The organism is Chryseobacterium sp. WX (assembly GCF_029542485.1).
GTDB classification, from domain to species: domain Bacteria; phylum Bacteroidota; class Bacteroidia; order Flavobacteriales; family Weeksellaceae; genus Chryseobacterium; species Chryseobacterium cucumeris.
The window spans coordinates 1464112-1490441 of the sequence record NZ_CP120710.1; the positions used below are offsets into that span (position 1 = coordinate 1464112).

Genomic DNA, 26330 nt, shown 5'->3' on the forward strand with positions numbered 1-26330 from the left:
GTTAAAATTTCAATTTTAATACTTTCCCTTTTTTAGGAAAAAGAGAAATAAAATTATATTTTTCTCTTTCCTTATCATCAACTTCAAACATTTTTAAAAACCGTTCATCTGCATGATTAAAATGGAACTTTATTGTTTTTTTAAAATCTCTGTTTGCATGTAAGATGATCTTAGAAAGCACCTCCTTATCCGGTATTCCATGCACGTTATTACCGTTCGCAGAAATTATGAATTCGTCACAATCAATGTAATCCATTAACCCTTTATTAAAATTTGCCCTACTCCCATGATGGGCAAGTTTAAGATATTTTATTTTTAATCTCTTCTTTTTTGAATAGCCCAGGGACTTCAATGCTTCTATTATTATATGTGGTAAGGCATCACCAAGAAAAAGAACTTTGTCTCGACCTACTTCGTAGATAAATGCTATAGAACTTCGATTCGCTAAATCTTTGGATTTTGTGGATATCTTAAAATCCTTTAATTCTGCGAGCGCCTTAATCTTCATTTTATCATAGTCCTTTCCCGTAGCAGCATAAGTACTATTATGTATCATGTCATACTTTATTTCTTCATCTTCCCACTGTTTTATAAGTTCTTTATATGTTTTACGGTCAGGCGAAAGGATAGTTATTTGAGCATTATTTATTTTGATTTTTTTATGACCTGCAATAATTTCATTATTAAATGGAATACATAATTTCTTCAACTGTTTCTTTAACTTAATTCCTTTTCCAAAACTTACATATCCGTCTTTATTTTTAATGCTGAAGGATTCAAAAAAATTAAACCATAATTCCTTAATTTTTGGTACGAGCTCAATATTTTCGTGATCTGTTAAAAACTGAATTGCCCCATTAATATGATCTGCATCTAGGTGTGTCAAAATCCAAAGGTCAATCATTGATTTACTTTCAAGAATATCTCTTATTCCATCTTTAAGTACTTTATAGGTGTTTATATATCCAGAATCAATAAGGATATTTCCTACAGTTTTACCATTTCCACTTTTTTGAATAATACGAATTGCATCTCCACAATTGACAGGAAACACCTTAATAATACTTTTCATTACCCAATAGATTTTTTCTCAAATTACAAAATATCTTTCCAATATTAATATTTACTTACTAATTCATGAATAGTCATCCAAATGAATAAGTTTTTAGATAACTTTAAATATAGCTCGAAAGTTCCAGCCCTTGTAACCATAAGCAATATTATTTTAAACTTAGTAGTTTCTAAAATAATATTTCTCTAAAAAAGTATTCGGAATTAAGAATAGTTAAAAAAATATTAAGAGCTTCATTATAATCATTAAATTTAAACGTTACAAATTAATTTTGACCTGTAAAACACCTTATATTATAATCTACGATGCGCACAGAAGTATTAACAAGAGACCAAATAAAATTGAAATTTCAGGAACTTGATTTGGGAATTAAATACAATGCTCAACAACGAGGATTTGAGCTTGAAAAGCTAATATATTCGGTTTTAAAATTGGAGAAACTTAAACCTCGCTCAGGGTATAAACCTGAAGGCGAACAGATAGATGGCTCGTTCTATTGGAAAGGCCACACCTATTTATTAGAAGCAAAGTGGGTCACAGCGCCAGTACCTGCATCTAGTATATATTCTTTTAAAGGAAAACTGGATGGGAAATTTCACACAACAAGCGGAATTTTTATAGCAATGAACGGGTATAGCGAGGAGGTTGAAGATGCTTTAAAGTTCGGAAAGGCACTTAACATTCTTTTATTTGACAAAAATGATATGGCCTTAATATTTAATGGACAAGTCTCATTTCTAAAGGTCTTAAAATTTAAGCTGAGAGAAGCTGGAGATACAGGCAGCCTTCAAGTACCATATAAATTAAAGGAGAAAGCAAAAGAAATCTCAATCACCAAACCGACACACGTTTCAAAACCAGATGAAATGGCAATCCCAAATACAAAGAATCGGACTATCGATGATCTGCTTATTTTTGTTGAAGGACAATCTGACATTCCGCTCATTAATAACTTCATAAGTCCTATTGGGCAAAAATACTCCCTTTCATATAGAATTGAAACTTTGAAAGGAATTGTAAATTTGAGACAAATACCTTCATTATTAAATATATATGGTGATCTACATAAAACCAAAGGTCTTATCATTATTCTAGATGATGATGTGATCACAAATCAAAACTTGAGGACACTAGTAGATAATGTTGAAGAACAGCTGAAAAAATCATCAATATACATTAATACACAATTTTTGTATTTATCTGAGTCCCTAAAACAACAATTAGGTAGCGGTAAGGAAATGGAAGATTTGCAACGCATACCAGCCTTTAAACAATTAGAAAGTTTCATCAGCCAGATCGCAGACGAGTATTTTGATCCAGTGGTTGACGTCCCTCAAGAAGCTCTGCATGGTGCTATGTCTCAACTTGAGTGGAACTTCGAAGATAGCGTACTGGAAGGTACTGGCGAGTACGATATGCCTTTTGAAATAACAACACTAGAAGAATTGATAGAGCATTTAGAAAAAGAAATTGGTCTAGCTTTAAATGCAGAGATGCCGCTAGAGTGGTTGCATTCACATGATTTTGACCATAGGGATGAAATTCAAGAATTTTTGTTAGAAAACTGGGCAAAAGAAATAGACGAAATTGGTTGGGATTCAGGCAATCTTTAATCTATAAATAAAGAAATGTATTATTTTAAACATTAACAGTAAAACCTTTGAAAAATAGGATTTCATAATCCCGTTTAAATTATCTAAATTTTTGAGGAAATTTATTTTTTACCACTAAAATCATGACAAAGAATTGAATTTGCTAAAAATTAATATTTTAGTCCTTTTTCAATAAAGGTTGTTCCGGCAATAGCGGATATATATTTAAGTTAATCATTCTCTATGAAAAAATTAAATGTGCGTAATAAGGAAAACCGTAATTCAGCTTATTTTTTCTTATTTACTTTTGTTGGTTAAAATCAGATCCTATCGATAATATTAAAAGAATTAATGGAAGCAGATACTGTTTAATAAAGAAGAATTATGGTATATTTATATAACTTATAGTGTGCAAAGCAAAACCGCCTCATATTGCCACTGGATTATTACACCTTAAAAATTAATGGAAGAAAATTTATACTTAGATTACGATGCATTTCTGCGATCAATAAAACGAAATATTGATGTGCCTCATTCTTTTCTGCTTGGTGCGGGTGCCTCTATAAGTTCAGGTATACAATCCGCATATGATTGTATTTGGGAATGGAAAAGAGACATTTATATTTCAAAGAATCTGAATGCTGCTGAATATTATAAGAATCACAGGAATGAAGGTGTCCGCAAGAGCATCCAAAAATGGCTGGATAACCACGGTGGATTTCCAAATCTTGATACCAATGAAGAATATTCATATTATGCGGAAAAAGCATATCCTATAGCTGAGGACAGGAGAAAGTATTTTTTAAGTCTGATTGAAGGTAAGAATCCTTACATTGGCTATAAACTACTCTGTTTTTTGGCTGGACAGGGAATTGTTAAATCAGTATGGACAACCAATTTTGATGGTCTTATGGTAAGGGCTGGGCATCAAAATAATCTTACACCGATCGAAATAACACTAGATAATGCGGATCGGATCTTTAGAAATCAAAGCACAAAAGAACTGCTTTGTATTGCATTGCACGGCGACTATAAATATACGACATTAAAAAATACAGATAAAGAACTAGATTCCCAAGATGAAATTTTTAAAGAACATTTAGGAAACTACCATACGGACAAAAATCTTATTGTTGCCGGCTACAGTGGACGTGATGTCTCGTTAATGAATGCCCTTAAATCTGCTTTCTCGAAAAGAGGAACTGGACGCCTCTACTGGTGCGGATATGGCGACAACATTAATAAAGAGGTAGAGGAACTGATTCGGCTTGCGAGAGTCTCGGGCAGAGAAGCCTACTATATTTCGACAGATGGCTTTGATAAGACTTTAATACATCTATCAAAGACAATATTTGAGGATAACAAGAGTATATCCGATCAAATTCAACAAGTACTTGAAGCATCGGATCAGGAAGAAACGGCGAGCACTGATTTTAAGCTGGATTTCAGCAAGACTGACAAATACATTAAAAGCAACCTCCATCCTATCGTATTTCCTAAAGAAGTTTTTCAGTTTCAAATAGATTACGGACAAAACAAACCGTGGGCCTTTCTCCGTGAGCTCACTGAAAAAACAACTATATCGGCAGTTCCGTTTAAGGGCAAAGTATTCGCTCTTGGACCCCTCAGTGAAATCAGTTCCATTTTTAGACCTTATCTACAGTCGAAAATTGTACGTGAACAGATTTCTAACCACGATATAGCGAATGTCACTGCTTTTAAAAATCTGATGTTAATGGCTGTTGCAAAGCACTTTTGTGCTACCAGAGAGGTGAGATGCAACTTTAAGGACAAAATATGGCTCAAAGATGCCAAAAGCAGGATTGGTGATGCATCTGTTCATAGCGCCCTGTACCTTTCACTTTATTTTGATAAAAAATATGCTTATTTAGCGTTGGCTCCTACAATACACTTAGAGTCTCCTACAGAAGTGCCCAAGACCTTGAAACAGCAAGTAAGCAAGGGAATCCTGGAAAAGCTGTATAACGATAAATATGATAACGAACTGCATTTCTGGAATGGGGTCCTATTCGGCCATAAAAAGCTTATATTTGAGTATCCCATCAAATCTGGAACGGGCTTTGAGTTCCAAATAAGTGCCAATACAGCGTATGGAGAGATTGATGTACTGGACAATAAATACCGTTCTTACACTCCACAGAACTACAACGGAAAACAGACCCAATTTCGCGGAGTCCAGTTTCTGGAGCCACAGCTAATCTTTAAAAACACCTCCACTAACAATGATTTTAGGGACTTCCACCCAATGCGCGGCCTTATCAATAACCGTCCTTATGACGTTAATCTTAATGGCATTATAAATTCCAACGAAATTAATTTAGCGGTGATCTGCGGCTCTAAATACGCCCAGCGTTTTTTTAGCTTTCTTTCGGGTTTGAATTCCAAACACCCAACCCAAGGAATTAATACGGACTATCTCATCGACTATCCCGGATTTTTTGCAGCCTACAATATACCCATAAATATTCCCACTGCCCAAGACAGTTCATCATGGATGGACATCAACTTTGTTGGTGACAATTCAAAGCAGACACATGAAAATGCGGTTGCACTGGCGCATATGATAAAAGACCGCATCCAGAAAATATCTGCTATCCAAAGTTCAAGTTCAGTTGTAATATTTATTCCTGAGGAATGGCAGCCTTTTGAAAGCTACATTAATGATACAGAAAGTTTTGATCTCCACGACAATATTAAAGCGTTTGCAGCTTCTATTGGTATATCTACCCAGCTTATTAGGGAAGATACATTAGAAGATAAGCTGAAATGCCAAATATACTGGTGGCTTTCACTATCTTTCTATGTCAAATCGCTGAGAACACCATGGATTCTAAATAGCCAAGAAAGGAAAACTGCGTATGCAGGAATTGGTTATAGCGTTTCCAGAATAAAGGACAAACAGGAGATCGTTATCGGATGCAGCCATATATATGATTCCAATGGCCAGGGACTGAAGTACAGACTTTCAAAAATAGATAATTATGTTTTGGACAAACAGAACAACCCTTACCTTTCTTATAAGGATGCCTTCCAATTTGGAGTTTCTATACGGGAGCTTTTTTACCAATCCCTCGATACACTTCCAGAAAGAGTAGTAATTCATAAAAGGACGAGATTCACAACGGATGAAATAAATGGTATTAGAGCAAGCCTAAATCAGGCTGGAATAAAGAAAATCGATCTGATCGAAATAAACTACGATGTTGATGCTAAGTTTGTTGCAATGAGTGTGTACCAGAACAATCTTCAGGTCGACAGGTTTCCCATTTCAAGAGGTACTTGTATTGTAACAAATAAAAAGACAGCCCTCCTATGGACACATGGTATTGTCCCTTCTGTAAAACAGCAAAATTATAAATTTTACCTTGGAGGAAGAAGCATTCCTGCTCCTATTAAGATCACAAAACATTATGGAGAATCAAACATTGACCTGATAGCTACAGAAATCCTTGGTCTTACAAAAATGAACTGGAATTCATTAGACCTATATTCAAAGCTTCCGTCAACGATTGATTCCTCTAATCAGATCGCCCGAATTGGAAAACTGCTTGCAAGGTATGAGGGCCGAAGCTATGACTACAGATTATTTATTTAAAAATATAAGAATTTGCATCTTAAACGTAATTGTTCCAATTATATATATAAAAGTGACTATATAATTGTAAATCAATAGTCACTAATTCCTATAAAATGGTTATATTTTTAATGTTAGGATTGACATATTTTAAGACAATTGAGTGCATTAACTTAAAAAAATAACCAATGAGATTAACAAAAGCACGCGTACAGAATTACAGCTCGGTAAAAGATTCCGGAGAATTCAGCATAGAAAACCATAAAACAATATTGGTCGGTCCAATGAGGCCGGAAAGACACTAGTAATGAAAGCCCTTTAACAATTAAACCCGCCAGAAGGTGTCGATGGTTTTGATGAAATACGAGACTACCCGAGATCTTTTTATAATGATATAACCACAGGAAAATTAAACGCTTCAGAAATAGAAGTCGTAAGGGGATGATTTACGTTGGATGCAGAAGACAAGGCCTTAATTCTCTAACTCAATGATTGGGGTCATTAGGTTTTACAAGTGATTTTTAAATTTTAACAGATGATTCATAGTTTAAAAAGTTAACAATTTAATTCTTGCTGTTAAGAAAAATGTAAATATTCGAATTGACGGCGCATTGGCAGACTTGTAACTTACAAAATTATTTATATCAAATGACTAATAACCAGGAAATCAACATTGACAAAATTAAATATTATCCAGATAGATTCTATATTTGTGTCGATGGCATAGACATTCAAAGTCTCGATAACTTCGGAGCGATACAAGAAATCGGGCTTCAACATGCGGTATTCATTCACGAATACTATCATTATCTAACCAACATTACCACATTTGCAGGTATTAGATCTTTTAATCTGAACTTCTGCGGGAGGTTTAAACTAACTACTAAACTTTCTGAAAAGGAAGGATTAAATGCTTTCTCTATAGATACGAATAGCCTAGAAAGTTGTAAAACTGAGATCGAAGATTGGAATGATATTATGGCGATACTGGACAATGATGATATTAACTATAATGTCGTAGAGAAGACAGCTAGCTCCCTCACTAAGAATTTTCAGCTTTTATCTGTCCAGAGAAAATCAATAAAGGTTCAAAAAAATGTAGATGGAGAAAAGAGACACTTGCAAAGCGATATCGTTGAAATGCAAATTGAAGGTCTCCAAAACTTAAGTAGCTTCAACTTGACCTTTGGAGCAATAGATGAATTTCTAAGTTCTGCTATTGATGAATATCTTTTTGAGAACGGCCTTTCTCCAATTGAACCTAGCGAACTAAACAAAAGACCATTTTATCCTTACCTTTTCTTTGACAAATTACTTTTGCATTATGATATAAGGATAAGTTCAGCATTGGAAAAAATTTATTTATCCTATTTTTCTTTGCACTCATCTAATCCGCCAGTAGTTTTAGTAGAAATTCTCGAAAAATTAAAAGCTGGAGATTATCTTACATTTCAAGAAAATCCAGAAAGGTATCTTACAACAAATTTTCCTGAAGTTCCGATGTATGATCAACTATTAGATCAAATTGCAGAATTTTCTAAGGTTTCCTACGAGCAAGGTCGAATACATATATCGCAAGCGCTTAAATATTTTTTTGACAAATTCTATATTGCTCAAAAACTTAAGGAAAAGGATTTATTTTACTTCATTAGGCCATTCCTTGTAATTGCCCCAGACAAGATTAGGCTAAGACAACGATTTCTACTTGAACTTTCTAGAATTTTAAGTGTTTACATGCCACCTGTCTTACTTCAAAATAAAACATTCGTTGTACTTGACCATTTGACAACTTTAGGTGAATCTACATTGCACATATTGGCCACTTATGAAATTCTTGAAAGCTTGAAAAAAAATCAAATTGCTAAAAGGCCAAATCATCAAAAGAGTAAATATACTTTTCCGTTCGAAAAGGAAGATAGTGACGATTTTAGGCTGTTTACGCCACCGCCTATTAGTGGATCAGCTTTCAAAATTGCTTTAAATGAATTAGGTCTGTATGGTACTTATCTTCAAGAAGCGGAAAAGCTTAAGCAATAGTTGACTATTAAAACAACAAAGAATTATGAAGCATTATATTAAGATAACGTACTTATTTTTGTAAAACCAATTTCTATGATATTTGTATCTTTGTAAAAATTAAATGTTGTTCTTTGGAGTCGCTGACAAAAATTTATTTCTTAAAATTAGCTAAATATTTAATGGCAAATTCGTGGCAGTAAATTAAAAATACCTTTAAAAATTGGGTTTAAAGTAATTTGGAAGTGGTGGTTCGAATCCCTCCCTTTCTCTTACAGAAACTTATTTGAATAGTCAATTGACCTCCTCCACGTTATTTATAATGTGAAAATTGGAGTTTTGAGCTTTTATAAACTGTGTATAATATTAAATATGGATTTCTAACCTTAAAATTCTATCAAGATCTTCTAGAAATTGGTTCGAAGATAATCCTGTCAAGTTCACAAAACCGACATTTGAAGATTTTTCACTTCTTTGTCGGTTTTTTTTATTTCCTACTTCCTTCTTTATCAGAAAGATAGTATGTACAAAAGTATTGATTTTTGCGGTTTGAAAATTCTCGCCGTCAAAGGTTAACTTTTCAGGATATATCAAACCAATTATAGCTCTTTTGTCTACTGAATCTGCTTTTTTATATCTCTCAGAAATTTTCGTAACAGCCTTCAAAGCCTCATCCAGCTTAAGTTCTACGTTATTATCCTTCTTGGCTTGCTTTATCGAATTGAGTTTGAATAAGAGTCGGTCAAGTTCATCCTTATTTTTTGTTTTCACTGCTCTAAAATCCTCTTCATCTAATTTATCATCAAGATATAAATCTCTTGCTTTTGCTATCTTTTGTTCTATTCTGGTGACTTGCTCAGTCAGTATTTTTCGCTCATCATCAAGGCCGTCCGAAACACTTGAAAAATTTTTCATCATTATAGTTTTTAACAAACTTGCAAATGCTGGAATAAACTCAAATTTTGAAAGTTCTGCCTCAAATAGTTCATTAACTATTTCAGAGTTGTGACGGAAGCCACACGCTAAAGTACAATGGTAATAGTAGTAATGCTTTGACCTTCCCTTAGCACTACTTGCAGTTAAATTTTTTCCACATTTTGGGCATAGCAGTAATCCGCGCAGAGGATACCTATCTTCATTGATCACCCTACCTCCCGGTAAAAAAATATCTTTATTGCTTTTCCTTCTGAGTATATGTTGAACTTTCATAAAAAGCTCTTCTGAGATTAAAGGCTCATGTTTGCCTTTAATAACTCTCTCTTCTTCGTCACCATAGGCTTTTAGGACAATATTACCACAATAAACCACATTGCGAAGAGCCTCAAGGAAAGAATTACGTGTGAGCTTCCTACCCTCCCTTTTATTCATTAGCTCTCTAACTTTTGCACTTGGCAGATGTCCCTTCGCTACTTCCTTAAAGGCCCAGATGATGTTAGAGGCCTCAGGTTCTTTTACTGCAACATATTTTCTGCCATCTTCCGTGCACTTATTGATATATCCGTAAGGCGCAGTTCCCATCATTCTACCTTCTTTAATGGCTCTGCGCATTCCATAAATAACATTCAATGCACGACGATCATTTTCTACTTCAGGAGTTGAAAGATATATAGCCAATAAAAGTTTATTTTCTGGAACTCTCAAGTCTAAAGGCTCTTCGTACGTCTTCTTTTTGGATATGGTAACGCTCTGCTTCATCAATTCCCATAAGAAAAGTTGCAGCTGCAACACGAAGCCCCTGCAATATGGACGATTTACCTTTTCCATTCTCTCCAATAACAACAGTGAATTGAGTTGAAAAGTGAAAGGTTGAATTTTCGAAGTTTCGAAAATTTAGCAAATCTATTTTATTGATTATCATAATTTTACAAATTCACAACAATTAACAAACACTGCTAATTAATATTTATACACAAATATAACAGAATAGATCTATATTTTGAAGCGAAATTAGTAAATTTTACTCCCCATAAAAATATTCTTTAATACATGGACAAAAGTTTAAATTGTTTTATTGACTCCCTTATTGAACATAAAAGACTTCAATTTTCAGTGGATCAAATTCATATTGCCCCTGATGAGTTTGAAAAATCAGTTATAAACAAGAAAGAAGCTTTGAAATTATACGCAACGGATGCTTTAGGGCTTTCATGCGTAAGGTATTTGGCACACAGCTATTTCAAAAATGAGATTTTGCCTGAGGAATGGCGAGCTTTGATGAAAGATCAAAGTATGAGATAAAATGTAAACCCTATAAGCTAGACAGTTAGTTGAAAAACAATCTACCAAATATATGTTACTGGTGTGGATGTCCTTTGACAGAAGTTTTTTCTAGCAGAGAACATGTTCCTCCATTAGCCTTTTTTCCAAAAGATCATAGAAATAATCTAATGACAGTACCTGCTTGTGAAAAGCATAATAATAACCTTTCGGAACTTGATGAAAAATTTCAATTTTTTATCAAAGCATTTAAAACCAACACTATTGCAAAAAAAGACTTTGAAGATAGAGTTATAAGAGGTTTGCAAAGAAAGGAAAAACAAAGATTTATACAAGACTTAGAAGAAAATGCAAGATCTGGGACTATCTATGGCAAATCACATTTCTTTCTTTCCTTAAAGGAAAATGAAGCCGAAATGTTTATTGAGAAAATAGTTAGAGGTATTTATTTCTATCATCATGAAAAACCTGCAAAAGGAATTATTCACAGTGTCTCACAAAGAATTGTTTATGAGGGTTTCAACACCCTTGCCGCAGTTGATTTTTTAAAGGAGGATTTGCATCCACTACTTCTCAAAGATGGCGAGTATAACAATCCAGAAGTATTTAGATACAAATACTTTTCTGCTCAGGGCCTATTCATAGTCTTTATGGATTTCTATGAGCACGCAGAATTCATTGGAATTGTTTATCCGGAAGGTTTTACATTTGATTAAATTATTCGCAGTTGCGATAAAAGTTATAAACAATTAATAATCTAGATAATATTTAAATGACCCCATCAGAAAAATTTGTATTCGAATTGTGCGAGAAATCCTTTCTTCCTTTCTGGAGTTTCGCAAGTCCCTTAGGAAAGAAGAATAAAGAACTTTGTGATGTTTTGGTAGTTTGCGAAAATACTATCATTATTATCTCTATAAAAGATATCAAAGTCTCCGAACATCCGGATGAGAATATCCAATATGAGAGATGGCAGAAAAAAGCAATCGAAGGTTCAATAGATCAGATCTACGGAGCAGAGAGGTTTTTAAAAACAGTTAATGAAATAACATTAAGCGATAAGATCACAAAAATAAAATTACCTGAGTTTTCAAAAAGAGAAATATTTAGAATAGCGGTAGCTTTCGGTAAAAAGGATAACTATCCTTTGGACAATGGAAACTTTGGAAACGGATTCGTTCATGTATTTGACGAACAGTCAACATTTACAGTTTTAAAAGAATTAGATACAATAACAGATTTTGTAGCATATCTTAAAGCAAAGGAAGATTTTTTAGCAAACAAGATCGTCTCCGTTCCTAGAGAAGTTGATTTTCTCGCTTTATATCTTTCGACATCTTTGAAATTTGATTTTGAGCCTGACAGCGTTTTGCTTGATAATGGGATATGGGAAGAATATTTGAAAACCGACGAATATGCTTATTGGCAAAGAGAAATACCACAAAGTTTTGTTTGGGATGAGATAGTTTCTCACCTTCATAAAATTCATATTATTGAAAAGGGGAATACAGAAATGATGTCCGATCTTGAAAGAGCTACCAGAATTATGGCAATTGAATCAAGAATGAACAGAATTGAACTGGGAATGATTTTCAGAGATGCTATCAAAAAAAAACTACGAGGCAGAATTATAAAGCCATTTAATGGAAGTGATCATTCATACGTCATTATGCCTCTTAGTTCCAAAAATTGGGATAATAAAGAAAAAGAACTGGAATTAAGATGTCTTATTTCCAGAAAAGAAAATCCAACTGCCACAAAAGTAATTGGAATCTCTATGGGAGAAGATCCTCAGAAGAAGCTTCTTTTCGATATTGTCTATCTTGACATCGAAACATTAAATGAAGAGATATTGGAAAAGATTGAGAATGCTAAACAGGAATTAGGATATTTTACAAATACGATTATAACTCGAAGTAGGGATATGCGTAATTAATCACTATTAACTTAATACTTATTTCACATTTTGTCTGTTTAGAAAATTTAAAATTGATGAAACAAAGAAATACTCTCAATTGGAAAACTTATGAGTCCATTACAAAATATATTTACGAAACTTTGAAAAAAGAATTCAAAGTCAATATAGAGGGATATGGTAATGACTGTAAAGTTAAAGGAAAATCTGGTGTTCAGCATCAGATAGACGTTTTAATATCTGAATCTAATGATGTTCATACCTTCAGAACTGCCGTAGAATGCAAGTATTGGAATAAAAAGATAAACAAAGATACTGTTATGAAGTTGTGGGCAATCATAGCTGATTCTGATATAGAAGAAGGTATAATTGTTTCAAAAAAGGGGTACACAAATGATGCACAACAATTTGCCAGCCATTACAATATAAAACTAGTTCAATTACGTGAAATTGGAAGCGAAGATCATGACTTACAAAAAGAGTTAGAATTCGGAATTCTAAATTTATGTGTAAAAAGCACCTTAAGTCGCCCTAAGGTCCTTGAAATTGCTGCAAAGACTATTGACGGTGACTCTATAATATTATCAGAAAAACAACAATACCAAATCTTTATTGAGAACCACAAAGGAATTAAAAATAAGCTATCGGATGCTATAATGAATTTTAAGAATGAGCTACATAATGAAAAACCTTTTTTTGTTATTGCTAAAGCTTATGACTTTACCGGCTCTATATTACACCACAACAATATTAAAGACCCTATCAGTAGTATAAATTTCATTGGAATTTTAACTATCCAAAATGATAGCTATAATAAAGAATATACACTTGTTGACAAGGTGTGGCTCATTATGAAATCTATTTTTGAGAAGCGGACTTTCACTATTTCTGAGTTTGGATATATTTCTGAAAATCTTGATTTAGATATAAAGAGAGCTTAAATATTCCTAAAATCTTCGCAACCTTACTTCAAAAACATTACAATGTTAAGCCGGGCATTTTTTTGAAATGGGGTTGCACCAAATTCCGCAAAAATGCGTTTCCGACCGCAGAAGGAAATGCATTTTTGCCGCAACATTTTCCAGAAAAAGCTAAAAACCCGCAAGCTTTACTGTTTGCAGGTTTTTAATTAATAATTCTAAATGATGCACTCAATTATTTCTCTAGAGACTATTAATACCTTAAATATCATTCAATCGCTTTCTTAAAAGAAAATACAATCCTCCCAACCTCCTTATCAAAACGAATATATCCCTGGTACTTTTTCCCATTCTTACTAACAAGCCCTCTTATATACGCCGCCTCCCCTGCTTTTAATTTCTCAATCTGCCATCTTCGAAGCTTAACACCTCTATAAGTTGTAGGGACATACCACTCAAAACCATCCCCTTTCAATTTCAGATTAAAGAAAAATTCCAGCCACTGCTTCTCCGCATTAAACTGAACCGTCGCATTAAAAAGCATGTTATGCTTAGACACCATATTTTCAACAAACAACGGTTTTCCAGAGCGAAGAATTTCCTGCTGATCTGCACTTAACGTCACACCACAGATCACCTCCGGAATCCTCACAAATTCCATCCTCAAAGAGAACAATTCATTGGTTAGCTTATCCCTACTAACCAGCGAAGGTACTACTTCACCCGTCACCGGATTCACAAGATCTACCACCCTTCCCATATTGCCTGAGTTCAAAAGATTCAACCGATCCTCCTTTGAAAACCGATGCCCTAAAAACTTCCTCCTGAAATCAATCCTCTTCACCCGATGAACATGAAGCACCACTTCCCCATTGTCATCCAGCCTTAACTGCAACCTTGCATTCTCCCTACCACCTTCACCAGAAAGTATCGGGACCAGCATCGGCGATTTAAAACCTCTCATTAGCGGCTGCAAAGCACCCAACTCCTGTAACATCGACCTGTTAAGACCTATATCAGCCATTGAATTCCAGTCTACATCATCAATCTGATAGCGGTATTGAGCATCATATCCCGTAAAAGATGATTTCTCGTCAGAAGTCATACCTCCCATACCCGCATCATCTCCGAGTTTCTTTTTATTTCTGAAAGTTTCAACCGTTTCAATCGATACCTCGAACCGCTTCAAATCTTCTTTCTCAATGTATGACGAATTATTCAAATACGCCTGTAATCCTAAAGCCGCTTCATAAGCTTCAAACTCCCTCACCTTAAAAAATGAATAGTTATCAGGTTCTTTAAGCCGGTGATAAAAATCGATATAGAACTCCGCAAAAGAATCTGCCGACGCATCAAAACGCATGACTGCATCAATACCATTATTGTCAGGTTTAGTATCTACTAATTCCCCACCTTCACCAACGGCCTGAACCAGTCCAACTTTATTATTACTATGACGCAGTACCAGCAAGGTACTAAGCTCCGATATTCCCGTGTAATTTCCTGTGTTGTTCATAATTATAACTTTTATATTTGAATTCTTAATTCTTCACTATTAACAGCCTTTAGCTCCGTCTACGGTGGAAACCCGCTTCCCCACAGCTATCTTTCAAAAACCTGTATATTGCAGCTTGAAGGAAATTTTGACCTTTCTATTTTTACCTGGTGTATTATTAATTATTAACAAATCGTATCATTTGTTTTTTATTAATGGTATCATCTGGTTAACTGATCTGTAATGAAATCTAATCATATTACTTTATTATCATTTCAGATATACTGCCTGATACCAAGGCTATAATAAGGATCAAAATTTCAATGAACTGCATCTGCATCTTGTGAGGTTTCTTACTTTTCTATGCAGATACACCATTCAGGCAGACACAAGGAAAACTGCAATCAATTCAAAAAAAACAATAAGAAGCTATATTGATGTAAGCCTGAAATCTTTTTGCGGAGGCTCCGGGATCTCCGATCACGGATACCCAAAAAGATTTTTTTCAGCAGGGACAACGGAATAAATTTGCTATAGAAAATCGGACTACCTCACTCGCAAATTGAAAATTGAGATCAGATCATGTTAACATAGAATCATAGAAAGCTAATGATAGCAGAATTTATAGTGTGATAATTTACTTTCAGATCAAAAATAGGATTTTGTAGATTATTTATGAAAAGGTATAATATTATTGGTAGTTTAGAAAATTTTGCTGAAATTAGACAAAAACTATATCCATGAAAATCACTACGTTCAACAAGCTTACTTTTTGTTGGCAACCGTTTATTAAATCATTAATAATAAATCTGAGATTACTGCTAGACAGGCATTTTTTTCAAACTACCTGAATCTTGTACTTCTAAATCATACAACTTCTCTTAACCATTTATACTATAAATTATGAGTAGAGATATTACTATTAATTTGTCTAAGAGTGAAAATGCAAACTATTTTGAGGCAGGTGAAATCCTTCACGTTGCAGAGCTAGACAAAGTACAACGCGATATTGCAACTTTTTTAAAAGATATTGAGGTAAAGCCAAGCGAAAAATATCTACATAGGGCTATTACCATATTAGGATCACGGGGAAGTGGTAAAACATCGTTTCTTTTAAATCTGATTAACTATTACAAAAATAATCCTGATATATCTGTATTAGAAATTATTGATCCTACACTTATTGAAGAGAAAGGACACGTTTTTCTAAATATAATATCAGAGATATCTGAAACAGTCACCGAAAAATTTGCCAGTGATGTTACTAGGAACGTAATTGATGATAAAACAAGAGAAGACTGGGATAAAAAATTAATGAATCTTGCAGGTGGGATTCCTTCCATTGATGGCATTGGGAAAAATGACCATGATAAATGGATGGATGCAGAATTTGTTTTGGAAACAGGATTAGCAGCAGTTTCTGCTGCAAGAAGACTACAAAAGAACTTTATTGAATTCATTGAATTATCTCTTAAAATACTAGATAAAAAAGCCTTTTTAATAACATTTGACGACATCGATGTTGATTCATCAAAAGGCTGGGCAGTTTTGGAATGTGTAAGAAAGTATTTTACAAGCGTTAGGCTGATTATCATTTTGAGCGGTGACATGAATCTATATTCAACAGTGATAAGACAACAAAAATGGGCCAACTTTGGCAAAGAAATTATTAAGTATGAAAGCCTTGAAGATAGAGGTTATAAAGGGTCAATCGACAAGTTTAACAAGATGGTTACTGATCTGGCATCACAGTATATGTTGAAAATTATGCCCCCGCAATATCGAGTAAATCTTACGACCATTTATGAAAAAAAGAGAATAGACTCCTCAACTGAAATAAGTATTGTTTTATCACAAAGAAAAAAGATTTCTATAGAAAATGTTTATAAAACGATTTTGCTAAGATTTGGAATAACAAACCCTACTCAGGCAGAGGTCTTCAGAACCTTTTTACTATCTCTTCCGCTAAGATCTCAAATACAATTTCTGAAGACGAATGAATCAATAATTAAAGCACTTGAAAAAAATGATAAGTTTATCAGCGAAAATAATACTGACATCATTGATATTTTTATTTCTGAACTTCATGAAAAAAATGTGGACACATATACTGTAAAATATTCATCGAAATACATAAACAGTATTATTCTGAATTTACTGCTATCTACTAAATCTCTAAATGATGTTTATCAGTTACAGCCAATTACTACAGATTCTACATTGAATTCTAGTGTATTTGCTTTAAATTTAATATTATCATCTGCTCTTAACAAGGGGAATTCTGGCAAATACCTTGTTTTTGATTACATGTTAAAGATTGCATTTCCCAGAAATATATTAAATTTCATTCCTTATTCCAGCAGTTCAACTATTGATAACGCAGGACTGTCTATAGAAAACTTCAGTTTAAATACGGGGATTTTTGCTGATCGAGTTTTAAGGGATATGATGGGCGACATGCAAAGTCAAATTTTTGGCGTTATCAATGCTGCCACAGGTCAAAACTCTAACTTCTATATAAAGCTGCTAGGCCTCAAAGAAAGAGCAAGAAGACCTTTGAATGACAGGCTAGACACTGTCTTTTCAGTTCAAAATGGTTCCACTTTTTTGGATAGAGCTTTAGGTTATATTCCAAGCTTTATTATAACTCATTCTTACAGACAGGGTACTCAAGTGTGCTACTCAATCTATAGTCTATTAGCTACAGTAGGTGAGCTTTTAAAACGAGATGAACTTGTTGCCGGAGGACAGAATGTCGACACCAGAAAAAAAGAACTTGAATCTGCGTTGCTTAATCTTTCTCAAATAAGAGCATATTCTGCATATAACTCTGATAGTAGAGAAAGTTCTTTACAGGAAAATAATGAAACGGAAAACGAAGATATTACAATTGAAGAAAATAATTTTGATGAATACGACAATTTTAACACATGGAACACATTTTTAGATTCGATGTTGGAATGGTTTTCATCTCAAAATAACTGTCAACCTATATCAGTGCATGTTTTAGGTAAAATTTTTACCAGATTTTATTATGCATTGCAAAATATTGATAAAAGTATAAATAAGAAAACAAAACTAGGAGACTTGATCAACTATCAGATAATTGCATTTTTCAATGCAGTAATTATTGAAGACACACTAGAACAATTACAAAACTCTCCAAAACTTAACTTAGACAATACTAACCTATCAAATCGTAACTTTATTAATAACTTAAAAAAACTTAGTCAAACCCGCCTAATCGAAGAAAGAAAAAAACTAACGCTCTCCGATTGGATTTTATCGTGTCCATTATTGATATCGTACTTAAATCCTAACGACCAAAAACTTAAAGATTCGTTAAGCAGATACTTAAGCTCGGAGATAGCCAATAACATTACAAAATATTCTGTGTATAATATGCTTAATAAAGTTAGTCTTCTAAATTCCAATAATGATACTTCTTCCGGAATAAGACGAATAACAAATCACAGCACAATTAAAATATATAATGATAAGACATATTACCATGACTTAGTAAACCAATTAAAGGGTAAGTACTCTCGTGAATTGTTTCAAAATAGTGATAAGGCAACAACAACTTTAAATAACCAAATAATCAGGGAAAAATTGCCTAAAATCTTTGGAGGGAAAAATAGTTCCACAAAAATCAGGGAGTTTAGAAACTTCTTAGAGAAAAATCCTCATTTATGGCCGTAGACGTTTTTAAGTATTTGCTTTCCGATCAGGAATCGCTTATGCATTATCAGCAAAAAAAAGATGTTGATTTTGATGATATAAAGAGAAGACTGTTTTTAATCCATAGAAGTCAAAATAACATACTTCCCGACCACATTATCAGGACATCTCATCAACAAGCCTTTACAGATATAAGAAATTTAAGGGATATATTCCTAAAAGGAGTCTTAAGATTAGCAACAGAAAATCTTGAAATTAGAAATAAAATAATTAATATAAAGCCCAACAGAGAAAATATTTGGCAAGAAGTAATTACTTTTATACCTCCGTTATTTCTTCAAGCTTTGTTGATACATAGAGAATATGATAATAAAGATACAGAAACCTCTGATGCACAATTTTATGTCTCAAATATAATTCCTAACACTAAGTTTACATCGATACCTAGCACAGGCAATAAGTCTTTACAAAATTTTTTAGCTAGTGTAGGAGGGTTACACGATTTACACATGCACTTAAATGGTTCTATTGAGACAGATCAGGTATGGCAAGATTATTTATATAATCCAATAGCTTTGTATAAGGATCTGTCCGAAAGCTATAAAATTCCAAAAGTTAGGGAACAATTGGAACAAGAATCAACGCTGTTTGAACCATTATCTTTTGTAAGACTGCTTCGCGAGGCACAAAAGATGAGATCACTATTTTATTTGTATGTCTTTAACGAAACCGATTTGCTTAAATACAATCTATCATCCGGTCTCGACAACATCAGTGCCAGTTCAAAACATCCATTTCTACGAAAAATAACTACAGAGAGAAACTATCCCTACTTGATGTCTGTCGAAACTTATATGTATATCAGTGTTTTGGATAAATTGAACAAAAAAGAAAATAATTATATATTACAAAAACTTCATTACTATCTGCTTATTTTGGGATTAACAAACCGCCTTCTAGTGCAGCAGACCCATCAAAATGGCTTTGAGCAATTCCAGAAAAACACACTTAATGCAATGCGGGAAAATAGTGAGAAAACATTCAAAAGAAGATTTCTTCAAATGAATGGAAATGATTCTAAAAACTTAAATTTTTTAGAGGGTAGATTTTCACCCAAAGCCACAATTCCAGATTTAAAAAATCAGGTTGATAATATATACACTGGCTGGAAATATATGCATGATTTCTTAAAGATTGACGGCACTCAAACAGATTTAAAACTTATTGCACACTTTATAAAAAAGCCGGATACAAAGCCCAACTCTCAAATAAGACATAAGAAATTACGGATAGAGATTATTAGAAAAGCGAAAAACTTAATAGCACTTTTAAAGATCGCTCCAAAATATAAAGAGATGATATGTGGAATTGACGCCGCGTCCAATGAACTTGATGCCCCTCCTGAAGTTTTTGCTTTAACATATCGATTTATACGCAATCATGGAATATCCCACTTTACATACCACGCGGGAGAGGATTTTTTTCATATCATTGACGGGTTAAGAGCTATCTACGAGGCTATTGAGTTCTGCGGTTTAAAAACGAATGATCGCATTGGTCATGCTGTTGCAACTGGAATCGATGCAGAGCTATGGATTAAAATAATAGGACAAAAAATGCAAATATCACAAGGGATTTATCTCGACAATTTAACTTTTGTGTACCATTTATTAAACAAAGAAAGGAAATTAGAAAATAAGAACAAATTAATTACAAAGATTAAATCTGAAATCGTAAAAACATTTGAATCGATTTACAATAAGTCGTGTTCGATTGGTGATATAGTCAATGCATGGCTACTTAGAAAATTCTGTCCCCAACATATGTTTAATGATATAAACTACCTCAAATTAAACGGTGTATATGATAAACAGGAAATTGAATTTATTCGTGCTAACAATTACCATAATACCATTAATAAAAAAGATATAGAACTTTATAAAATGTATCATAATAAAAATTTTAGCGCAGCATATAACACCATCATAGAAATTGATACAGCCGAATTAATTGATCTAAAAACGATCAAGCATCTACAAATTGTGGTTTTAGAATTTATGTCTGCAAAAGAAATTGCTATAGAAACACTTCCTACAAGCAACGTACGGATTGGATTTCATAAAGACTTTTCAACCTATCATATCAAAAACTGGCTAAAATTAGAAAAAGAAGAAGGGGTTAAAATTCCCAAGATAGTTGTCGGCAGTGACGACACCGGAATCTTTGCTACTAATATATTTAATGAATATGCAAATATTTATTGCTCATTAATTGATGAAGGTAAAACGACTAATGAAATTATCTCAATATTAAACCAATTAAATCAAAATTCAAAACAGTTAAAATTTTCATGAATGACACAACATTTTGTTCATGGAAAATACGCTAGAAATTACTGATAACATACAAAGCAGACATTATAAGCTTATTGAAAATCAGTGCATGTGATTTTCTGAAGTATTAATTAATTTTACAATATATAGCTCGATAAATGACATATCTTCAACAAGAATTTACTATTCATCCTGTAGGGCAAGGACTATTTTATAGTGGGAAAATTTCGTATCAAAACAAAGTCAAATTTCGAATGGTTTTCGATTGCGGCAGTTTAACTGCTGATGCTTGCAAAGAAGAAATAGAAATTTACCGAGATAGCGATTTTTTAGGAGAAAAGATAATTGACCTTTTGGTAATATCTCATTTTGATGCCGATCACGTTAACAAGATTGGAATCCTGCTGAGAGGAGATATTAAGATAAAAAAATTGGTGATGCCGTTTCTAACTTTTAAAGAACGTTTATTTTTGGTACTTCACTATTTTAGTGATAAAACTTTTGACCCTGATGATGATTTTTTTTTACAATTTGCAATAGACCCCCTTGCCACCATTGATCAAAACCTTGGTGACGGATCAGAGCTTATTCTTGTAGAACCAGATCCAAACGGACCAATTGGTAGCGATCAAAATACCATCGGGGAGCTTTCAGAATCAATAAGTATAGGCCTAGAAAAGAGGTTTGAATTCGATTTTAAAGGAAAGAAGGCGATTCAGCCCAACGAAGATCCAGCTATCATTGGCTCAAAAATAAAGAGTTTTAAAGTTTTTGACTCGGAGAAAGGTATGGTCTACGCTGAAAATTTAAAGCTAATGGAATTCATTTTTTATCGACGTAAAGTAACAGCTAACGAAAATGATTTATACGATGAGATTTCAAGGTTATTTTATGAAAAATTTGATATAGACACAAAATTACCAAAACAGGAAGTGTTTAAAGCAACTACTGAAGTGATTAAAAAGATCACATCAGGAACTGTCATTAAAGAAATATTTCGCGAAGCAAAAAAGAAGATTAATGTAAAAGGTGTAAATATAGAAGATCTGAACACAACTGCTCTTTCCTTACTTCATAGAAACCTGCCCGATATCTTGAAGTTAGGCCAATCTCCGTATAGAAATTCAGAATCTATATTTTTAGACATGGATGCAAAAGTCTATACAATTCATAAATTCGTGGACTCAAGACTGGAAACTCCATTGTTGGCAAATCATCATGGGACTTTTAATGTTCAATTGAGAAAATATTCGCTCATTTTTCCCAATGTGCTACTGACCTCTGATAGTTTTCTGTTAAAGGAAAAAGATATTGATCCATTTATAAGGCATTATGAAAACTATTGGAATAAATTCTGGCTTTTCCAAATTCCTCATCATGGATCTGAAAAAAACAGTGACGGTATACTACACTCACACCTCAGATCAATAGATCACTGCTTTATTAATTATGGGCTTGGCAATAGAGATAATCATCCCTCATCCACTGTAATTCATAATTTAATTGCAACTGGAAATTCCCAAAAGATTATACCTGTCAATCAAACTCTAGGTTTGCGGTTTCAATTCTTATTGCGAAATTAGTATAATGCTATCTAAATAATAGTTTTCCAAGGAAAATACAATATAAAAAGGTTATAAATGGATACTAGACCAAGAGAAATGTTAGGCGAACATTACATCAAGTCGCGGCTGTTAAAATATGATTTCGAAATACATTCTGAATTATCATACGATAAAGGCGGAGCCGATTTTATGGTGACAAAAAAAATAGATAGAACCAAACTCAATTATATCATTATACAGAGTAAATCAAGAGAAATAAAAAAGAGCACTAGTGTAAAAATCCCAAAACAATATGTAAATAAAAACTTTGTACTCTTTGTGTACTTAATTAACCCTAAAAAAGAAGAAAATCTTTTTTGTTTTTTTCACGAAGACTATCATATCTTTAAGGATACAGGGTCAGAATATATACTGCATATAAATGAAAATAAAATTAATTTTTTACAAGAGGGGCACACTTTCGATCAAAGTAAAGCTGAAAAAATAAATTCAATATTTAATGAACTTCAAAGAAAAAAATATACCTCAATTATTATTGATGGTTTTTTTCTTGAGGAATCTATAATTAAAACCTATGAGATTTACACAAAAATTTGGAAGCGAGAATTTCAAACACCTTCGCTTGTGTATCTTGCCGAAAAAATCAATTCATACTTCAATAGATTCAGCAACAACTTTAACGATATAGCTTTTTACCTTTATATAAGCAAAGATCAAAATCTGAAGAAACATATTTTATTAGATGATAAATTCAACAATTTTAGTATGAAAGAATCTTTTGCAAAAATTTTTACTACATACACTGATAAATTAATTCCCTTTCACATAATGAATGATTTAGCAAGATTCAAGCAATCAGATAATATAATATTAATTGCAAATGATATTATTTACGAACACTTTTTATCTAATCTTGAAATCGATCCCCAAAGCATCATTGTTGCAAGATTAAAAACGGAGGACCGACCGCATGAAATGTTTGTTAAATATAGGTGGCAGGACATCACCTATCCTATTGGCTTGGCTTTGGGCCTGAAACCTTTCGAATTATAAAGATAATATTCTTAAACAGAGAAGTTTCAATAACGAAATTATTAACAAATTAAGTATACTTTAGTAAAATATACAATCACAGCGAAGCATAATGCGGAAAAACATAACCTGAATACCTTCAGCAATTAGTAAAAAAATAAAAGCAGAACTTATTTCTAAGCTCTGCTTTTCTATAGTTTGAAATATCACACTATTAAATCTACTTCAGGAAATCTTTGTCCTGATATGAAGGATTAGGATATTTATAAAACCCTTCACCACTCAGAACACCTAATTTTCCCTTATCAATATAATCTTGCTTTAACTTTTCAACAGCTTTTATCTTTAAAGGGTCCTTTGTTTCTTCAGCTTCCATTTTGTTGATATTATAAGCAGTGTTAATTCCCACAACATCTAAAATTCCAAACGGGCCTGTAGGAGCTCCGGTAGCTACCATCCATGTCTTATCAATTGTTTCAACATCTGCAACTCCATCCACCCAAAGATTGACCGCTGCACCAAGCAGAGGAACTAACAATGAGTTGACGATATATCCCGGCTGTTCTTTATTAATTGGTAACGCTACCATACCGATAGCTTTGGCAAATCGGATCACAGAATCAAATACTTCCTGCGAAGTTTCAGGATGACGCATTACTTCTCCGGTATTATGCTTCCATATTTCATTGGCAAAATGGAGCGCTACAAATTGAGGAGGTCTTCCTGTAGCTTCAGCAAACTGGCTCGGAAGAAGCGTTGAAGAGTTGGTTGCAAATACTGTTTTTTCCGGAGCCACCTGGGAAAGTTTGTGATAAAAATCCACTTTAATATCAGGATCTTCAGGAACTGCTTCTATCAGAAGGTCTGCATCTTTTACCGCTTCTGCAAGATCAGAAGTATAGCTGAGGTTTTTGAAGGTTGCCTCCAATTGTTCCGGTGTCGCATGTAAATCCTTTTGATAGGCATCACTTAAAGCCGTGAACTTACTTTTGGCTTTTTCCAGTACTTCATCATTGATATCATACACTGTAACTTTAAATCCGTGATAGGCGGTCTGAAAAGCAATTTGATATCCTAATACGCCACTTCCGGCTACTGTTATATTTTTAAAATCCATAAGTTTGGTTTTTGTGTTAAGAATGTTGTTTTAAAAGAAATGATAGGATGCTTTTAAAACAACCTTATAGTTATAATGGTTACTTACCCTTTTATTCCTTTAATCCAATCCTGGAATTTACCCATCTGTTCCATAAAGAGAGATTCATGTTCTTCCTTTTCTTCAGGACGGTCAACCAGTATATGTTCAAAGTAGGTGTTTTTAAGTATTTTTCTCAGGATCCCTTCTCCAAGGAACGGTTTATAATCATTCAATGCCTGGGTAGCCTTTAATAAATGTCTGATGTCATACTGCAACGGATTGATATCCGGAACCTGCTTGTTGAGGTTAAGAAGATGATATACCGCTATTCTGGCTGTTCGTACTGAGCTTTCCATAGTAAAGACAACATCATTATTGGTTTCTACGAACTGCCCAACCAGACCTAAATTGGTACAGCCTTCAGGAACGACTCTAGGACGGTCTCCCTGGGCTCTTGGCATAAACATAGAAGTGATGTAAGGCATAAATGCGGTACGGATGATTGTATTTTCAATAACGTTATCTAATTGGTCTGTTATTCCAAGATGATGGCATAATTCTGCAAGGATCTCATTTCCGGTACATTCCGGCATTGTTTTTTTGATGTAATTTCCTTCTTTATCCATCAATAAAGCATACACCCATACTACAAGAATATCATCAGGCTGGGTTGGGAAATGCGGTTGTCTGTTGCAGGTGAAGCTCATCACCCAATTGGAGTCTGTAATAGTGATGATACCTCCGGTATCCGGTTTTCGAAAAAGTGGAAAGATATTGTCAGTATTACGAACAGACAAGCCTTACTAATCAGACCAGACGATTTTGTTGTAGGAAAAGTGACACCAGAGGAACTATTGGAACAGTTATCTTCTGTATTACACATTGAGAATCATCCTAATTAGTCCTTTTTTTTTATAGGAATAGCATAAATGAGCCGATGCTGAATGAAGAATTTCTGTTACGCACTTTGAGCAAAATTTTTAAATGGACGACAAATATGTTAGCGGTTAGCTACCTTTGAAGATTAACTTAGATCATTCAATTACAAACGCCTTTCGTGGTTTACATAAGTACCATGAACATTTATACCCAAATCGGTTAATACTGAAACTAGAATTCGGAGAATAACCAGATGTACTTTTTGTTTCATCATAATAGCCGTAACTGGAATAAACAGCATGATATGAATTATAAAAAATTACATTATTATAATTAACTAATTCATTAGATGGAATTTGTTTAAACTTTAGCCCCAATAAAGAATAAATGTTGGGAGTATAATAGCCATCCAACATGGAAGATAGTGATTCCTCGTATGATTTAAATTTTTGTTTACTTATTAATTCATTTACTTTTACCATTACTGCAAAACAAGTGTCTGCATAAGACTTAATAGCTATGGCTGCTTCAGATGTAGAATTCAGTTTAAATCCATTCTCCTTTATAGATTGATCTATTTCGCTGTATTTAATATTACATTGAGTACTATTTTTTAACTTTACTTTTAAAACCATGTTCAAGTTATCCCTTTCTGATGTAAATACTTTTCCAAGCCCAAAAGTTCCAATAGAGGCCTTTATTAACGCTATTGATGCACAATTACCACCACCATTAACATTACTCTGCTTAAATGCATTGAAAAGTAAATTATCTTCAGGCAAATGTTGTTGAGCACTTACTGAAAAAAATCTTACTGTTATAAGAGCTAAGGTTAATAATTTTGTTTTCATATTTAAAGTTTTAATTGACATATTTTAAA

Annotated in this window: 16 protein-coding genes and 1 pseudogene; 11 read left to right on the forward strand and 6 right to left on the reverse strand. The window is 33.4% G+C overall.

Annotated elements, in window-relative coordinates; translation table 11 throughout:
* Nucleotide 1 precedes the first annotated feature (1 nt).
* On the reverse strand, nucleotides 2-1072 hold the full coding sequence (locus PZ898_RS06660; protein WP_277695099.1) for an MBL fold metallo-hydrolase: 1071 nt from the start codon (nucleotides 1070-1072) through the stop codon (nucleotides 2-4).
* A gap of 305 nt (nucleotides 1073-1377) precedes the next feature.
* Between PZ898_RS06660 and PZ898_RS06665 the strand changes: the two genes are divergently transcribed.
* The 3 genes from PZ898_RS06665 (at nucleotide 1378) to PZ898_RS06675 (ending at nucleotide 8296) form a co-directional block, all read left to right on the forward strand.
* Nucleotides 1378-2685, forward strand: coding sequence for a hypothetical protein (locus PZ898_RS06665; RefSeq protein ID WP_277695100.1), 1308 nt, complete (start codon nucleotides 1378-1380; stop codon nucleotides 2683-2685).
* A 505-nt stretch (nucleotides 2686-3190) separates the two neighbouring features.
* Complete coding sequence (locus tag PZ898_RS06670; protein WP_277695101.1) at nucleotides 3191-6280, forward strand: SIR2 family protein; 3090 nt, start codon at nucleotides 3191-3193, stop codon at nucleotides 6278-6280.
* Between the two features lie 627 nt (nucleotides 6281-6907).
* Nucleotides 6908-8296 (forward strand): hypothetical protein, encoded by a 1389-nt coding sequence (locus PZ898_RS06675; RefSeq protein ID WP_277695102.1) that lies wholly within the window; start codon nucleotides 6908-6910, stop codon nucleotides 8294-8296.
* A gap of 345 nt (nucleotides 8297-8641) precedes the next feature.
* Here PZ898_RS06675 and PZ898_RS06680 read toward each other — a convergent pair whose 3' ends face one another.
* On the reverse strand, nucleotides 8642-9970 hold the full coding sequence (locus tag PZ898_RS06680) for a recombinase family protein (RefSeq protein ID WP_277695103.1): 1329 nt from the start codon (nucleotides 9968-9970) through the stop codon (nucleotides 8642-8644).
* A gap of 291 nt (nucleotides 9971-10261) precedes the next feature.
* On the opposite strand from PZ898_RS06680, the gene PZ898_RS06685 reads away from it, so the two are divergent.
* The 4 genes from PZ898_RS06685 (at nucleotide 10262) to PZ898_RS06700 (ending at nucleotide 13348) form a co-directional block, all read left to right on the forward strand.
* Nucleotides 10262-10513, forward strand: coding sequence for a hypothetical protein (locus PZ898_RS06685; RefSeq protein WP_277695104.1), 252 nt, complete (start codon nucleotides 10262-10264; stop codon nucleotides 10511-10513).
* A gap of 149 nt (nucleotides 10514-10662) precedes the next feature.
* Nucleotides 10663-11208 carry a hypothetical protein gene (locus tag PZ898_RS06690; RefSeq protein ID WP_277695105.1) on the forward strand — a complete coding sequence of 182 codons (546 nt, stop codon included), beginning with the start codon at nucleotides 10663-10665 and terminating at the stop codon, nucleotides 11206-11208.
* Between the two features lie 56 nt (nucleotides 11209-11264).
* Entirely contained in the window at nucleotides 11265-12428 is a 1164-nt protein-coding gene (locus tag PZ898_RS06695) for a hypothetical protein (protein ID WP_277695106.1), read from the forward strand.
* A gap of 56 nt (nucleotides 12429-12484) precedes the next feature.
* Complete coding sequence (locus PZ898_RS06700; protein WP_277695107.1) at nucleotides 12485-13348, forward strand: restriction endonuclease; 864 nt, start codon at nucleotides 12485-12487, stop codon at nucleotides 13346-13348.
* Nucleotides 13349-13595: 247 nt separating this feature from the next.
* On the opposite strand, the gene PZ898_RS06705 is transcribed toward PZ898_RS06700, so the two are convergent.
* On the reverse strand, nucleotides 13596-14843 hold the full coding sequence (locus PZ898_RS06705) for a DUF3945 domain-containing protein (protein ID WP_277695108.1): 1248 nt from the start codon (nucleotides 14841-14843) through the stop codon (nucleotides 13596-13598).
* Between the two features lie 882 nt (nucleotides 14844-15725).
* Here PZ898_RS06705 and PZ898_RS06710 point away from each other — a divergent pair.
* The 4 genes from PZ898_RS06710 to PZ898_RS06725 all read left to right on the forward strand — a co-directional run bounded on the left by PZ898_RS06710 (nucleotide 15726) and on the right by PZ898_RS06725 (nucleotide 23454).
* Nucleotides 15726-18524, forward strand: a complete 2799-nt coding sequence (locus PZ898_RS06710; protein ID WP_277695109.1) for a P-loop NTPase fold protein — start codon at nucleotides 15726-15728, stop codon at nucleotides 18522-18524.
* Complete coding sequence (locus PZ898_RS06715) at nucleotides 18515-20857, forward strand: hypothetical protein (RefSeq protein ID WP_277695110.1); 2343 nt, start codon at nucleotides 18515-18517, stop codon at nucleotides 20855-20857. The genes PZ898_RS06710 and PZ898_RS06715 overlap by 10 nt, the downstream gene beginning before the upstream one ends.
* Nucleotides 20858-20994: 137 nt before the next feature.
* Nucleotides 20995-22419 carry a hypothetical protein gene (locus tag PZ898_RS06720; protein ID WP_277695111.1) on the forward strand — a complete coding sequence of 475 codons (1425 nt, stop codon included), beginning with the start codon at nucleotides 20995-20997 and terminating at the stop codon, nucleotides 22417-22419.
* Nucleotides 22420-22476: 57 nt separating this feature from the next.
* Complete coding sequence (locus PZ898_RS06725) at nucleotides 22477-23454, forward strand: hypothetical protein (RefSeq protein WP_277695112.1); 978 nt, start codon at nucleotides 22477-22479, stop codon at nucleotides 23452-23454.
* Between the two features lie 199 nt (nucleotides 23455-23653).
* Here PZ898_RS06725 and PZ898_RS06730 read toward each other — a convergent pair whose 3' ends face one another.
* From PZ898_RS06730 to PZ898_RS06740, 3 genes and pseudogenes are all read right to left on the reverse strand, one after another.
* Nucleotides 23654-24550, reverse strand: a complete 897-nt coding sequence (locus PZ898_RS06730) for a 3-hydroxyacyl-CoA dehydrogenase (protein ID WP_277695113.1) — start codon at nucleotides 24548-24550, stop codon at nucleotides 23654-23656.
* An 83-nt stretch (nucleotides 24551-24633) separates the two neighbouring features.
* Nucleotides 24634-25317: pseudogene (locus PZ898_RS06735) on the reverse strand (oleate hydratase); the annotation flags it as partial.
* Nucleotides 25318-25605: 288 nt separating this feature from the next.
* Entirely contained in the window at nucleotides 25606-26301 is a 696-nt protein-coding gene (locus PZ898_RS06740) for a hypothetical protein (protein ID WP_277695114.1), read from the reverse strand.
* Nucleotides 26302-26330: the final 29 nt, after the last annotated feature.